Source organism: Geothermobacter hydrogeniphilus, assembly GCF_002898515.1.
Taxonomy (GTDB): domain Bacteria; phylum Desulfobacterota; class Desulfuromonadia; order Desulfuromonadales; family Geothermobacteraceae; genus Geothermobacter_A.
Genome location: NZ_PPFX01000012.1, coordinates 1 through 14793 on the forward strand (window position 1 = coordinate 1; position 14793 = coordinate 14793).

13 protein-coding genes and 1 pseudogene are annotated in these 14793 nt (G+C 59.7%); 10 read left to right on the forward strand and 4 right to left on the reverse strand.

The window, feature by feature from the left end:
• The first annotated feature begins 187 nt into the window (after positions 1-187).
• On the forward strand, positions 188-1108 hold the full coding sequence (locus C2E25_RS06890) for an N-formylglutamate amidohydrolase (RefSeq protein WP_103115028.1): 921 nt from the start codon (positions 188-190) through the stop codon (positions 1106-1108).
• 37 nt (positions 1109-1145) lie between these two features.
• On the opposite strand, the gene C2E25_RS06895 is transcribed toward C2E25_RS06890, so the two are convergent.
• The 3 genes from C2E25_RS06895 to C2E25_RS06905 are packed head-to-tail and all read right to left on the reverse strand — an operon-like array spanning position 1146 to position 6120.
• Positions 1146-2285 carry a hypothetical protein gene (locus C2E25_RS06895; protein WP_103115029.1) on the reverse strand — a complete coding sequence of 380 codons (1140 nt, stop codon included), beginning with the start codon at positions 2283-2285 and terminating at the stop codon, positions 1146-1148.
• Positions 2282-2818: a GNAT family N-acetyltransferase gene (locus C2E25_RS06900; RefSeq protein ID WP_103115030.1), complete on the reverse strand. Its 537-nt coding sequence runs from the start codon at positions 2816-2818 to the stop codon at positions 2282-2284. The genes C2E25_RS06895 and C2E25_RS06900 overlap by 4 nt, the downstream gene beginning before the upstream one ends.
• Complete coding sequence (locus tag C2E25_RS06905) at positions 2815-6120, reverse strand: Npt1/Npt2 family nucleotide transporter (protein ID WP_103115031.1); 3306 nt, start codon at positions 6118-6120, stop codon at positions 2815-2817. Before C2E25_RS06905 ends, C2E25_RS06900 begins: the two co-directional genes overlap by 4 nt.
• Before the next feature lie 288 nt (positions 6121-6408).
• Between C2E25_RS06905 and C2E25_RS06910 the strand changes: the two genes are divergently transcribed.
• The 8 genes from C2E25_RS06910 to C2E25_RS06945 all read left to right on the forward strand — a co-directional run bounded on the left by C2E25_RS06910 (position 6409) and on the right by C2E25_RS06945 (position 14016).
• On the forward strand, positions 6409-7398 hold the full coding sequence (locus tag C2E25_RS06910; RefSeq protein ID WP_103115032.1) for a glutathione synthase: 990 nt from the start codon (positions 6409-6411) through the stop codon (positions 7396-7398).
• 93 nt (positions 7399-7491) lie between these two features.
• Positions 7492-8793 carry an HD-GYP domain-containing protein gene (locus tag C2E25_RS06915; protein WP_103115033.1) on the forward strand — a complete coding sequence of 434 codons (1302 nt, stop codon included), beginning with the start codon at positions 7492-7494 and terminating at the stop codon, positions 8791-8793.
• Between the two features lie 93 nt (positions 8794-8886).
• Positions 8887-10347, forward strand: a complete 1461-nt coding sequence (gene gabD / locus C2E25_RS06920) for an NADP-dependent succinate-semialdehyde dehydrogenase (protein ID WP_420094620.1) — start codon at positions 8887-8889, stop codon at positions 10345-10347.
• Positions 10301-10735, forward strand: a complete 435-nt coding sequence (locus tag C2E25_RS06925; RefSeq protein ID WP_103115034.1) for an META domain-containing protein — start codon at positions 10301-10303, stop codon at positions 10733-10735. The genes gabD and C2E25_RS06925 overlap by 47 nt, the downstream gene beginning before the upstream one ends.
• A 266-nt stretch (positions 10736-11001) precedes the next feature.
• Positions 11002-11658, forward strand: a complete 657-nt coding sequence (locus C2E25_RS06930) for a DUF3313 domain-containing protein (RefSeq protein WP_103115035.1) — start codon at positions 11002-11004, stop codon at positions 11656-11658.
• Positions 11659-11691: 33 nt separating this feature from the next.
• Complete coding sequence (locus C2E25_RS06935; RefSeq protein ID WP_103115036.1) at positions 11692-12438, forward strand: hypothetical protein; 747 nt, start codon at positions 11692-11694, stop codon at positions 12436-12438.
• An 89-nt stretch (positions 12439-12527) separates the two neighbouring features.
• Positions 12528-12923, forward strand: coding sequence for a hypothetical protein (locus tag C2E25_RS06940; RefSeq protein ID WP_103115037.1), 396 nt, complete (start codon positions 12528-12530; stop codon positions 12921-12923).
• 118 nt (positions 12924-13041) lie between these two features.
• Positions 13042-14016 (forward strand): TAXI family TRAP transporter solute-binding subunit, encoded by a 975-nt coding sequence (locus tag C2E25_RS06945; RefSeq protein WP_103115038.1) that lies wholly within the window; start codon positions 13042-13044, stop codon positions 14014-14016.
• Between the two features lie 272 nt (positions 14017-14288).
• On the opposite strand, the pseudogene C2E25_RS17820 reads toward C2E25_RS06945, so the two are convergent.
• Positions 14289-14483: pseudogene (locus C2E25_RS17820) on the reverse strand (DUF4372 domain-containing protein); the annotation flags it as partial.
• Positions 14484-14513: 30 nt separating this feature from the next.
• Here C2E25_RS17820 and C2E25_RS06955 point away from each other — a divergent pair.
• Positions 14514-14762: an MlaA family lipoprotein gene (locus tag C2E25_RS06955; protein ID WP_233189363.1), complete on the forward strand. Its 249-nt coding sequence runs from the start codon at positions 14514-14516 to the stop codon at positions 14760-14762.
• Positions 14763-14793 lie beyond the last annotated feature (31 nt).

Below are 14793 nucleotides of genomic sequence, written 5' to 3' on the forward strand. Positions count from 1 at the left end.
CTTTTGCTTTATTATTTCAATATGTTAGCAGATTTTTCTGTCTGCGAAAGTTGAGTTTCAAGCCTGCGTACTAAAAACGCCTTGAAAGACGAAGAATTCCTGTCCGGCGGTTAAAAACCGAGCATCCGCCGCAAGGCTCTGATATGCTGGAATAATTCATTAAGAGAGCTGGATAGAGTTATTTGGCATGCCCCATGACCTGAAATACAGATGTTGTCCGGAACTGGTACCGGTTTCGCCGGGCGTCACCGTTGCTGCTCCGCCGATCCGCCTGGCGGAAGCCCTGCGTCATCTGCGTCACCGGACCCCGTTTTCCGCCTCAACCGTGGACGGTATCTGCGCCGTCAGGATCAACACCTATCTGCCCCTGGTCTGTGTCGCCCTGCATGACGGCGCGGCCTTTCCCGCCGACCTGGAGGAAGAGTGCCTGCTTTCCGCCACCGAACGTCGTTTCGAGGAAGACCCGCACACCGCACGCCTGCTGGAAAACCTGCCGCTGGTCCTCTCCGGTCTCGAATCACGCTATTTCTACGACCTGAACCGGGCGGAGCCGTATGCCACCGCCAATGAAATTTTCGGCCGCAAGGTCTGGCGCAACGGACACCACCCGAACCGCTGCCGGGCCATCGCCCGCCACCGCCGCTTCTACCAGCTGGCCGGAACCCTGATCGAACAGCTGATCGCCCGGTACGGTTCCTGCCTGGTCCTCGATCTGCATTCCTACAACGGTTCGAAGATCCCCCGCGAAACCCCGCTCTTCAACCTCGGCACCTGCAGTGTCGACGTCACCGCTCACCGCCGGCTGCTGGATTATTTCCTCGCCAGGCTGGCCGGCATCAGTCTGCCCGGCCTTACCACCAACGTGGCGGAAAACGACGTCTTCGAAGGCCGCGGCCGCTTCATCAACTGGGTCAGCCGATCCTGGCCACAGGCCCTGACACTCTGCCTCGAAATCAAGAAGGTCTACTGTGACGAACACAGCGGGGCGCTTCACCCGGAAATTTTCCCGGCCCTGCAGGAAGGGCTGACCCGAACCATTGACGAGATCTTTACCGCCTACCGGGAAAGCTGCCTGCAGCCTTTCTGCCCGCAGGCCGCCCATCTCTGAATCGCTACGCGCCGGATTTTCAAGTACGCCGGGCTTATCACGGAGCCTGTGCAGCCCCGGCCGCAAGTTTTTTGACAATGATATCCGCCAGATCATCGCGCCGTTGCTGCCGCAGGGGCTCAATCAGCTCGGCATAAAAGGGATCGCGGTGGTTGATCGCCATCTGTGTCCGTTCCAGCAGTTCGCGACTGACATCATCTTCGACAAAGGCTCGGGTTTCAGCCAGCTTGCCGATAGCAACCAGTCCGGTCATGGTACGGACGCATTTCTCGCACCAACCGCAGTTCAACCGATCGGGAACATTCTGCAGACAGACCCGGAAATGCTGAAAAGCAACCTCCCAGTCAGAAACGATCCTCAGTTTATCAATCCGCCGCAACTCCACATCCCGATGGTAAATCCGCAGCTCGCTGCTGCCGTAAAGCGGGTCCAGCAGCGGATGGGAACCACTTGGGGCCAGACTCTGCAGATCCCAGGTCGAAGCGAGTTCAACCCGGTGAATGCGGGACGTAAATCCATGGGCTACCGCGGCCAGAACCGCGCCATGGAACTTTTTCAGCCAGAGTTCGCGCTCGTCACAGAGATGACGCAGATTGGTGTAGATCGGGATCAGCTCCACCTCCGCCTCCTCGGCCACAGCTGTCATCGCCTGCACGGCACGGTCGAAAACCGGGTATTTGAGTCCCCGCTCAACCACGCCACCGATATCGAATCCATGAACCAGGAAGGCGTCCCGGGCCCGCGAAGGATGCCCGGCCGGATAACGCTGCAGATTCCGGCGCAGCGCGCTCAGAGAATCGATGCCGCCCGAAAGAAAAATCGCCGTCCGCTCGGGACGGCCGGAGGAAGGCATCCGTACCCCGGCCGTCTCGATCACCAGCGGCCGGTAGCGTGAGCCGTACCAGCTATGCAGCAGGGCCATGGCGGGTTCGAGGGTTTCCAGCAATTCGGGACAGACCGGCGCGTCAATCGCGACTCGCCGTTCACCGAGATGCATGGCCGGCACCAGGCAGCCGACCAGGAAGGCATCCGGGTTGGCGTTCAGGGAAGGCCCGCAATGCTCCGTCGTTTCCAGAAAAACGTCCCTCCCGGGCTGGCCACAGTCCTCCCACTCCACCCGGGCGGAAACCCGAACCCGGTCGGCAATCCGCTCTCGGCGCAGATCGGTGATTTTCATGATTCATCCTCTCCTGAAATCGATTTCAAACCGAGATCCGCAGCTGTTTTGGCCGGCATCCACAGGCCAAGTTCCTTGCCTGTCAGTTCACTGAAAAAAACCACGATTTTCACTGTCCGGTTGCGCAGCGCAATCGTCTGGGTGGCACGATCATCTTCGCGGATCAGTGAATAGATATGATACCCCTCGGCCCGGGACGTCAACCCTCCCAGCAGGGTCGTGCCGATACCGAGGCCCCGGTATTCGGGACGGATCGAAGTATAGCCGCGCTCCAGGAACCCCTCGATATCAAGCCCCAGTTTTTCCCGGATGCGCTGCACATATTCCGCTCGCGGCCGCTTCAGGCTGGAAACGCCGACCAGTTCTCCGGCGACTTCAGCCCGGGCGATCAGGTAGGCTCTTTCCAGATTATGGCGAAGCCAGCGGCTGTCCACCCCGCCGCCGGCTTCAACCAGGCGGCATACGGCATCCAACTGCTCCACGGACAGTTGCTCCGGTGCGGTATAATGATAAACAATTTCGGTGTGTTTCACTCGTTTTTCTCCCTGGTGACACCCTCGCCACACGGATGCCCCGTACAGTTTTGCGGTTCTCCCCCGTTCCCCTGCTTACAATCCTGCGCCACCCGGCTCAGCTCGTCGACAACCCCCCCCAGGCGAACGGCGAGAACCTGGCACAGCCGCAGGGGGATTTCGGGGAACTCCTTGCACAGCGCCGTAAAATCCTGCCGGAAGATCTGCAGGACCAGCACTTCAGTGATCGCTCTGACCCGGAGGGACATCTCGGGCACACCGAACAGGGCGGCAAGCCCAAAGGTCTGACCGGCCCCCCACTGGGCAAAAACAACCGATTCGCCATCGCTCCGCTGCTGCTCAATCGCCACTTCTCCACGGACCAGGATATGCAGACAATCGCAGGGTTGATGACTGCCGCGACAGCCGAGATCGCCGCCGAGAATCAGGGTATCCGGAACAAACTCCGCTTCGCCGGCCACCATGGCAACCGCCGTCAGCTCGTTAACCGGAAGATCCTGAAACAGGTCGACCTTGCGCAGGTACATCATGCGTTCAGGCAAATCCATCCTGGTATTTTCTTCGTTCACAACCTCCTCCTTCGGGGAACTCAACACCCCTACGGCCATGGCCGCGACAAACTCGTTATCGGAATTCACCACCTCTTCAATCCGGGACCGAAAGGTCGCGACCTGCCCCAGAGAATGGAGCATTTCAAGGGTCAGAATCACGCTCGCGGCATTTTCATCCCGCAACAACCTTTCGACTGCCTGTTTTCGGCTTTTCGACGGATCAAGATGGCGCAGAAAACGATTGCCCGCCTTCAGCCTGTCGGTTGTCGACCAGTTTTCGAGCAGCGGCAGAAGGATTTTCCAGAGACGCTGATCAACCAGCGACTCCAGGGCCTCAAGGCTGTCCTCACGCTCCCGGCCCTGCCCGGCGAGACCATGCAGAATCGTGTCTATCTGCCCGCTCTCATCCCGCGCAGCCAGACCACGAATGACATTTTCCACGCGCTGCCGACGCAATTCTTCCAGGTGGAGCACCAACAGTTCCTGCGCGGTACACGCCGGCGCACCCTCCAGCCAGCGGACCCGGTCAACCATCCGGTACGCCTCCGTGACCTGCCGTCGACAAAACCTGACCAGGTCGAGCTCATCGATTTCCAGAGCCTGCAGAACCTGAAAGAGGCCATCCAGAACCCGGCGACTGCATGAGCCCATCGCATCAACCAGTACGGGCTGCAACAGCCTGGCAAGCCCGCTCAGGCGCCTTATCGCCGCCTTCCGAACCGGAGCCTCGAGATCTCCCAGCAGCGGGATCAGGCTCCTGACATCCTTCTCCGAGGACAGGGGAAGAGATTCAAGCGCGGCTGACCGCACTTGAGCAACCGCGTGCCTGAGGAAGGGACGCACCCTGTCGTCCCGGTCGGGAAAATTGAAATCCGCCAGGGCGTGAAGCCCGAGAGACAGCAACGACGGATCCTCCTCAGAATCAAGCAGGCGATAAATGGTATCGGCATAGTCTTCAAGATGCTGATCCCTGATGGCCACAACCGCGGCCCGTCGTTCGGCAAGATTTTCCGAATCCAACCAATTGTCCAGCAGTCGCTTCAACCCGTCGGGATCCTCTTTCTTCATCCACCCGACCAGACAGGCCTTGACCTCCGGGTCCGTCGCCCTGGCAAACAGGCGGCGCTCCGCGACAGCCGGCATCTCGGCCAGAATCCGCCTGACCGTCTGCGAAAGCGCTATCAGCAATTCCGATCGGCCGGGATCGGCCGGCCCGGCGAAGACAGCCAGCATCCGATCCCGATCCGGCTGTTCAAGAAAGGGAAGCAGCCGCACGCAGGTGGCCGTGTCCAACTCGGGCAACCGCTCAAGGATGGCGTCATCCAGACCGGCGACCTTGTTGGTATGCAGTGCTTCCGCATACCAGAGCGCCTCGTCGCCCTCGCTCTTGCGAAACCGCTCCAGCAAAACCGGTCCGACATCAACGCCACGGAACAGGTTCTGAAGGTCTCTTCTGCTCATCCGGTAGAAATCGGGCAGTTTTCCCCGAATGAGATCGAGCAGGATCAGGGAATACCGCCTTTTCAGCAGGACCGTGGCGGCCAACCAGACGGCAACCAGACCGATGGCGATCACGGAAAGGTAGCGTGGATGGACGATCTGGGTTCCTCCCCAGACGATTCCGGCGCCGATCAGGATGCCGCAACGCACCACCGTTCCTCGTAAAAAGGGCCGCAGTATCGCCCGGCTCTCCGGTTTCAGCAGGCCATAAAGGACCGTGGTGGCCGGGCCGTTGATCGTCCTGCGCAGGACTCCCACCGAAGTCCCGGCATAGACCGCTGAAAAGATATTGAACTGAAACAAGTAGGCGAAAAAGGAAATCAGATAGTTGAAGGGGTGGAACATCAGCGCCACCGGCAGACCGAATCGACCATAGATCCGGCCGACGAAAAGGATCAGCAACAGCGAAATCAGATTTTGCGCGCCGCGGAAATAACTGTAGAAGCTGAGCATCCCCGCTTCACTGGGGAACGTCTGGTTGACAACAAAATTGAACTGGTAGTTCAAAATCGGAATGACCACATTCGGCAGCAGGGTCAGGACCAGCAGCACCTGGGCCAGGGTCGAGGACTTGATCAGCGGCCCGACCATTTTGAACTCCTGCAACAGCGACGTCCTGTCACCGGTCTGCTGCTGATCCTTGCCTGACAAATTCCCCGGCGCGGCAATCCCCAGGCGCCAGGCGCTCAAAACCGCCGCCAGGCTGAGCAACGGAAAAACCAGCAGCAGGTTGTCCAGAGACACCAGCTGCGCGATGAGCGGGGTGACGGAACTGCCGGCGATCCCCCCGACAATGCCGCCCGCGGTTATCAGCGGAAAAAGCCTTTTTGACTGTCGGGTACTGAACAGGTCGTTGGCCAAATTCCAGAACAGGAAGACCAGGAGGACATCCAGCTGGGACTTCAGAATATAAAGGAACGGATAAACCAGGCTCAGTTCCAGGGGGACCACAAACCGCGTCAACCCGACCATCAGGCTGAAAGCGATCAGGCAGCGCCCGATCAGGCGATCGCCGCGCCCCCGCACCAGGGCACTGCCGAGCAGGCTCATCAGGATGAAGGTGACCACCGCGTTGACGGCTGTCATGATTGGCAGGTACTCCACCCCGAAACGCTTCAGAAAAGCCGTCTCGGCATAATTGTTCAGCAGGATACTGGCGGCACGGATAAAAAGCAGCAGCGAGGTCATCCAGAAGAACTGGGCGAATTCGTCCTCATCAACCTTGAACCAACGAACAACCAGATTTTTCATAGACCGGTCTGCCCCTTCCGCCTCCGCACTCAGTTCCTGCCCGAAGCCTCTCCGATGAAGACATGTGTCTTAACACTGCTCGATACTGCCCGGCAAGTCAACTATGGCATTTCATTATGACATTTTGCTTCGCTGAGATCCCGGCAGGCCAGGGCTGCTGATTCCTCTTTTCATGATATAGTTCCCGACAAGCCGTCATCCATTGTCGCCTTTTGTGCTTCGCGGCCTATAAAATCCATAGAATAGTAACCGGGCATTCACCCGATTTCGTTCGACTGGGGAAAAATCATGCGCATCGCCTTTCTCAGGGGAGCCCTTGGACATATCGACCCCGACACCGAAACCAGCCTGCTGCTGATGTACGAGTGCTATCGGCGTGGTCATCAGGTTTTTTTCCTGCAGCCGCACGATCTCTACATCCGTGACAATACCGTGGTCGGCCGGATGAAAGAGATCGTTGCCGAAGAGGGGCTCGCTCTGCGCGAATACTGGCAGGCGGCAATCGATTGTGTCGACAGCGAACAACTGATCTTCGAAGAGGTCGCCGAACTCGACGCCCTCTTCCTGCGCAAGAACCCGCCGTTGCTCCATGAAGTGATGGAACTGCTCTCCTCCGTGGAAAGCCGGGTCCTGATTCTCAACAGTCTGGCTGGACAGATATTCGGCAACAGCAAGCTCTATACCCTCAATTTCCCCGACATCATCCCGGAAACCCACGTCTCCCGTGATCCGGCGCGGTTGCGCAAGGTGATCGACGATTTCGGCGGCACCATGGTGATGAAGCCACTCAACAGTTTCGGCGGCCAGGGGGTGATCAAGGTCAATGCCCGGGACCCGGAGAATCTCAACTCACTGCTCAACTTCTATGTGCGTATCTACGAACCCTACAACCGTCGTGAACCGGTGATGGTGCAGGAGTACCTGGACGCGGTACGCACGGAAGGGGATGTGCGCATCATGCTGCTGAACGGGGAAATCCTCGGCGCCATGCGGCGTATGCCCCACGGCACCGATTTCCGTGCCAACATCCGCGCCGGCGGACATGAATTTGCCCATCAGCCGACCGAAGCGGAAAGGCATATCTGTGACGTCATCCGCCCGAAATTGATCCGGGACGGCCTCTACCTCGTCGGCATTGACATCATCGGCGGGAAACTGGTCGAGATCAACTGTGTCAGCCCCGGCGGTATCCCGCGCATCAACCGCTTCGACAATATTCATCTGGAACAGAAGGTGATCGACTTCGTGGAGAACCAGTGCCGTCGTCGAACCGGATAGCCCGCCCGGCTGTCCGGGCAACTGCGAATATCCGGATGATTGATCCCGGATTCGCCGTCAACCTGAAGGCTTCAAACCCCGGGGAGGTCGTCCTTGGCCAGCTCCTTGCTCTTCAACCGGAACCGCCTTTTCATCTCGCTGAGGCTGCGCATCGCCCTGGTCGCCGTCGGTGTTTCTCTGCTGGTCGGCGCGTTGAGCTACCGCACGACTCACGATGACTACATGGAAACCATCGACAGTCTCGCCCGCCAGGCATTCGGTCGCTTTCAGATTCTCCTGAACCGTCAGACGCGAAATCCATCTCACCCCGACCCCGAACAATTGCAGAAGGCGCTGCGGACTTTCAGCGGACGACAGATTCCATTGCGGGAAGGCCGCAACGAAGCGATCGCCCTCTACGATCTGCGCGGCAACCGGGTCGCATCATTGCGCTATCCCGACACCCCGCGCCTGGTCGGCCTTCCCGCCCGGATGCCCAGCATCGCCGAGGCCGTACAGCGGGGACTCACCTTCCGAGAAATCGCCGGCCACCCCTACCTGTTCATCCTCCGCCCCCTCAACGACCCTGATGGTCAGCCGCAGCTCTATGCCGCATCCCTGTTCGCGGTTTCCGAAGCCGCCATGGAAATTCTGCATCGCCGCATTCTGCGCAACAGCCTGCTCTCGGTTGCCATCGTGCTGCTGACCGCGGCCCTGATCCATCCGCTGGTACGGTCACTGCTGCAGCAGATTCATCACCTGTCCGGCGACCTGATGACCGCCAACCTGGAGACGATCCAGGTTCTCGGCAGCGCCATCGCCAAACGGGACAGCGACACCGACATCCATAACTACCGGGTCACCCTCTACGCGATGCGCCTGGCGGAACAACTGGCTCTGGGACAGACACAGATGCAGGAACTGATCAAGGGCGCCTTCCTGCACGATATCGGCAAGATCGGTATCCATGACGCGATCCTGCTCAAACCCGGCCCCCTGACCGATGAAGAATTTGCCGAAATGAAGCGCCATGTCCGCTACGGACTGGACATCGTCGGCCGTTCGCGCTGGCTCGACGATGCCGCCCGGGTGATCGGCAATCACCATGAAAAATGGGACGGCAGCGGCTATCTGCAGGGACTATCCGGAGAAGAGATCCCGGTTTCAGCGCGTATTTTCGCCATTGCCGACGTTTTCGACGCCCTGAGCGCCCGCCGTCCCTACAAGGAACCGTTTCCCCTGGAAACCGCCCTGCGGATACTCGGCGATGGCCGTGGGTCACATTTCGATCCACATCTGCTCGATCTCTTCATCGACCTCGCACCGGAACTGCACCGTCGTTATGCCATGGCCGAAAAATCCATATTACAGGAAGAATTACGCCAGCTGGTAACGGCCTGTTTTACCATCAGCTGAACACTCGCCCGAAACCAATGAACTCACCGCTCGGCAGATGCCGGTGAAATCAGGTAACATTGTCCCCATACCCCGAAAATGACAGGAGAGAGAATGATGCTCAAATTAAAAGATGCCGATCTGCTGCGTCAGCAATGCTACCTCAACGGCCAATGGATCGATGCCGACAATGGCGCCACCCTGCCGGTCACCAACCCGGCCGACGGTGAGACCCTCGGCAAGGTTCCAAAACTGGGAGCGGATGAGACCCGGCGTGCCATCGAGGCGGCCGACGCCGCCTGGCTGGGCTGGCGGGAACAGACCGCGGCGGAACGCTCAGCCATCCTGCGCCGCTGGGCGGAACTGATGATCGAACACCAGGATGATCTCGGCGTGCTGATGACCGCCGAGCAGGGCAAACCGCTGGCTGAAGCCAAAGGAGAGATTATCTATGCCGCTTCGTTTCTCGAATGGTTCGCGGAAGAAGCCAGGCGCATCTACGGCGACATCATCCCCGCCCACCAGCAGGACAAGCGCCTGCTGGTCCTCAAGCAACCGATCGGCGTCTGCGCCGCCATCACCCCCTGGAATTTCCCCTCGGCGATGATCACCCGCAAGGCCGGGGCGGCTCTGGCCGCCGGCTGTACCATGGTGGTCAAACCGGCCAGCGCAACCCCCTTCTCGGCGCTGGCGCTGGCCGAACTGGGGGAACGGGCCGGCATCCCCGCCGGAGTGCTGAACGTGGTGACCGGCTCGGCCGGAGCGATCGGCGGTGAACTGACCGCAAACCCTCTGGTACGCAAGCTGACCTTCACCGGCTCGACCGAAATCGGCAAGATGCTGATGCAGCAGTGCGCCACGACGATGAAAAAGGTCTCCATGGAACTGGGCGGCAACGCCCCCTTCATCGTCTTCGATGACGCCGACCTCGATGCCGCCGTCGATGGGGCGATTATTTCCAAGTACCGCAACACCGGGCAGACCTGCGTCTGCACCAACCGTTTCCTGGTCCAGGCCGGGGTCTACGATGCCTTCGCCGAGAAACTGGCCGCCGCGGTGAAAAAGATGAAGGTCGGCGACGGCCTCAAGGGAGAGGTCCAGCAGGGTCCGCTGATCGACATGGGCGCCGTGGAAAAGGTCGAGGAACACATCGAGGACGCCGTCAGCAAAGGCGCCCGTATCGTCACCGGCGGCAGGCGCCACGCTCTCGGCGGCAGTTTCTTCGAACCGACGGTGCTGTCCGATATCACCAGTGAAATGAAGGTCGCCCGCGAGGAGACCTTCGGTCCCGTCGCCCCGCTGTTTAAATTCAACACCGAGGAAGAGGCGATACAGATGGCCAACGACACCGAGTTCGGCCTTGCCTCCTACTTCTATACCCGCGATCTGGCCCGCGCCTGGCGGGTCGGAGAGGCACTGGAATATGGCATGGTCGGCCTCAATACCGGCCTGATCTCGACCACCATCGCCCCCTTCGGCGGCATCAAGGAATCGGGGCTCGGACGAGAAGGAAGCAGGTACGGCTGCGATGACTACCTGGAAATCAAGTACCTGTGCATGGGAGGGATCGATTGAGATTCCAAAACCCGGTCCGAAGAAGATCGCCGGTCCCATTCTGGCGTTCCCGGCCCTGGTCCTCTCCGCCTGCGGCACCGCCTGTCCGCAGGCGACCACAATCGACCTGAACGGCACCTCGTGGGCCCTGTCCGAACTCAATGGCCACCCGCTGCAGCTGCCGCCCGGAACCGGGACTCCGACCATGGCCTTCAGTGACGGGATGGTGCGGGGCAGCGACGGCTGCAACCGGTTCCAGGGGAGCTTTGAGCAGCAGGCCGGGCGCCTGGCCTTCGGCCCGCCGGCCGCCACCCGGCGCTTCTGCGAGGAACCGGGCCAGCATCGAGCAGGGATTCAACCGCGCCCTGCAGGCCCACACCGGCTACCGGCTCAAGAACGGAAGGCTTGAGCTGCTGGACGGGGAACGGGTGCTGACGAGGTTTTCAGGGAAGTAGCGGGAGCCATCTCAAAGCGACACCCGGAAGAGCAGAACCTGCCGCCGATTCACGTCCTGTCGCCTCAGTTGTAACCGATTTCGATCATTGCCCGTCAATTTTAACTTGCAAAATTGAATTTCCCTTGTTTGCTGATATCTTTTCATGGTGATTGATAATCGTTTTCACCTGAGCGAACAATTGAAATCCCCCCTGTTCGTCACCAAGAAAGGGTTTCCCCATGGTTCTCCGTAATATTTTTGTCCCGCTGCTGCTTCTGGCCCTGCTCTATGGTTGCGCGTCGGCCCCCAAAGCCACTGAAGCCCGTTCCGGGTTCCTCTCCGATTACAGCCAATTGAAGGCCGACAGTGACGGCAATTCGGCCAGCTACTACGCCGAGGGCTATGACCCGAAAAACTACGGGCAGATTACTTTCGCGCCGGTGAAGGTGCAGCTGTCACAAAAGCTGCTGGCCGAATCGAAACTGGACGCCACCCAGCAGCAACGAATCGCCGATTATCTCGCCGGACAACTGAACCAGCGCCTGGCCGGGGGCCTGCAGGGCAAGGGATCGGGAACCTTGACGGTACGTGCCGCGATCTCGGGGGTCACCAGTTCTTCCGAAGAACTGTCGGCCTGGCAGTATCTGCCGATCGCCCTGGTGGCGACCGCCGCCAAAGAAGCCGCGGGCTCACGCGACCAGGCGCCGATGCTGTTCCTTGAGTCTGAAGCCGTGGATGCCGCCAGCGGCAAGGTTGTCTCCGCACGGGTCCGGGCCATGCCGCTGGGCCTGGTTAAAGCGGAAGACGGGGAGAAAGACCCGGTTGCCGCTCTCAAGCCAATTATTGCCGAGTGGCTTGATCAGCTGATGGCCAACCTGGAGAAGAAGGTCAAATAGCCGGGCGCAAGGCCCGAAAAAAGGAATCGTCCCATGCTGCGTCTGCTCCTTGTAACGCTTCTGCTGACCACGGCCTTCTCCCCCGCCCGGGCCGCCGAGTACGTCAAGCGCCCGGTTCTGCTCAAGGCCGCGAACGAACTCCCTGCCGAACTGCGACAGGGTCCGAACTTCACCGTCGGCGCCAAGGTCCGCAACGACGGACTGATCAACTTCTACCTGCTGCAGACCGACTACGGCCGCCTCAGCGCCGAGGGAACCGCCGAACTGAAAGAGCGAGTCAACGAATTGAACGCCCTGCGGGTGATGGAAGAAATGGAACGCAGCGAGGTCTTCAAGGAGGCCCTGGTCGGGGGCGTCAAGGCGACCGGTGAAGGAGTCGTCAACCTGGTCACCTCGCCGATCGATACCGGCAAGGAGATCATCGAGGGAACCGGCCAGTTCCTCAGCAATATCGGACAGGCCTTCGTCAGTGACGACCCGAACCAGGACAACGCCCTCAAGGTGGCGCTCGGCTACGACGCCGCCAAGCGCCAGTTCGCCTACGAGTTCGGCATCAATCCCTATTCCGACTACGAACCGGTCATCGACCGGCTCGGCGAAATCGCCCGGGCCGCCGTCGCCGGCGGGCTGACCCCCAAGGCGGCACTGGCCGCCATCGATCATGACATCGCCACCATCGCCCGCATCTCCGGCACCGCCCGCGGTATGCAGAAACTGGTTCGTGACAACCCACCCAACAAGCTGCGGGAAATCAATCTCGACAAGTTGAAAAAGATATAGGGATCGCCGCGAACCTGGCCGAGGCCTTTCTCGACAACTACAGCTACGATCCCCAGGAGAAGACCCTGCTGGTCGGTGAACTCGCCACCATGGACGGCGTCAAGGGTCGCGACCTGTTCCTCGCCCGCGCCGACCTCGCCACCGAAAAATCAACCGCCCGCTACTACCGCAGCATGGCCCAGCTGATGGGCCGTTATCACCGCAATGTCGATACGGTGACCGCCATCCTCGATACCGCCGGCATCCTCAACCTGCAGGACAGGGCGGGGCGGCGGATTGTAATCGCCCCGGTTGACCATGTCTTCTGGACCGAAAAACTCGATGCCAAGGAACAGAAGTTCCGGGCGGCGTCCGGCGGCGACGCGGACCAGGCCCGCCTGGAACTCTGGGTATTCGGAACCATGGATCCGGCAGCGGAACATGAGCTGAAACAGCGCGGCTGGACAATTGTCGACCAGGCTGACCGGCGCCTGCCGAAAAAATGACTTTCTTTGTCTTGAATTGAACCTGGAACCTGCTTTAATGCGATATTGAATCCATATTCCAGGTGTTGCATTGCACTGCCCGTTGGATCATTGTCTTTCATCCTATGGAGGTCCCACCATGCGCCACCTTGCTCTTGCTTTCCTGCTCGGCATCCTGATGCTGGTGGGGACGGGGTTTGCCCAGCAGAGCGGCAAACCGTTTGTTACCATCGGCACCGGCGGCATCACCGGCGTCTATTACGCCGCCGGCCACGCCATCGCCAAGGTCTTTCGCAGAAACGCGAAAAACCCACCCTTCCGGCTTGATGCCGAGGCCGGCAAGGGCTCCGTGGAGAATATCAACAAGGTGCTGGCCGGCGACTGGGCCTTCGGCATCGCCCAGGCCGACATGCTCTACAAGGAAGAGCATGGCACCGGTCCCTGGCAGGGGACTCCGCACGACGACCTGCGTGCGGTCGCGGCGCTCTACCCCGAAGCGGTCACACTTGTTACCGCCGCCGACGCGGAAATCCGCACCATTGCCGACCTGAAAGGGAAAACCGTCAGTATCGGTGCGCCGGGATCGGCGGACCTGGGAAATGTCCGCAAAATTCTGGCGTTGCACGGCATCGACCCGAAGACCGATCTCAAGCTGGTCAAGTTGCCGCCCATCGACGCCTCGCGGGAACTGCAGAAGGGTTTTCTTGACGCTTATTTCTACACCGTCGGTCATCCCAACCTGTCGGTTCGCGAAGCGACGTTCGGCAGTCGAAAAATCCGCCTGATCGGCATCGACCCGGCCATTACCGCTGCCGCGGTACAAAAAATTCCCTACCTCATCCAGACCCGGATTCCGATCGGCTTCTACCCGGCACTGGAAAACCGGGATCCGGTCTCGACCCTTGGGGTCAAGGCGGTCTTCTTCACCTCGAAAGAGACTCCGGATGAAACCGTGGCCGCCGTTCTGCAGACCCTGCTTGATGACTTCGGCCGCTTCCAGCGCCAGCATCCGGCCTTCGCCGGTCTCACCCCGAAAATGCTGACGCAGGGAGTCATTCTCCCCCTGCATCCGGCCGCCGAACGGATTTATCGAAAGGAGGGGCTGCTGCCATGAAAGTCCTGCATCTGAAATTTGCCGCCGCTCTGATCGCCCTCTGCCTGTGGGGAACTCCCGTTTTCGCTGTCGAAACCACCCCTTATTTCTTCCCCTATGTCAGCCCCTATGAAGCCACGGTCATGGAGACTCCGCCAGCCTATCAGTACCAGGCCCCAAAGGAAATCCCGACCAAAGTCTTCAAGGTTTATCCCTTTCCCGACCGCAAGATTCCTGATGTCTTCTGGTACCAGGACGGGCTGACCTGTTCCCTGGTTTACCAGAAAAAAGAAGTGCGGCTGTTTTTCATTGCAGCGCGCCAGTGTCGCTCTGCTGAAAGCCTTGACACCAAGGTGGTAGAGCTTACCGCCTTGTACACCAAGATTATCGACTACGTCGCACAGGCTGCTGCGAGCTGACAATTGGACCGTCAACATGGCGACAAACTGGGACCAACGGGAGAACGAGCGGAATTTCTGTCCCTTGTGATTTATGGCGTCGGCCACGGTCCCTACCTGGTGTTGCCGGTCTTCGGCCCCTCCAACCTGCGGGACGCGACCGGAATCGCTGTTGACGGCCTTGTTTTTGACGCCATCGACCCGCTCAACTTCGAAAACAACGACCTGGATGTGCCATTTTACCTGCTCTATGCCATCGACACCCGCAAACGCATCGATTTCCGCTACTACGGCAGCGGCAATCCGTTCGAGTATGAGTTGATCCGTTTTCTGTATACCAAGAAGCGTGAACTTGAAATCGCCGATTAGAGCGACGTCTGAAACGCTGCCGTCGATACCC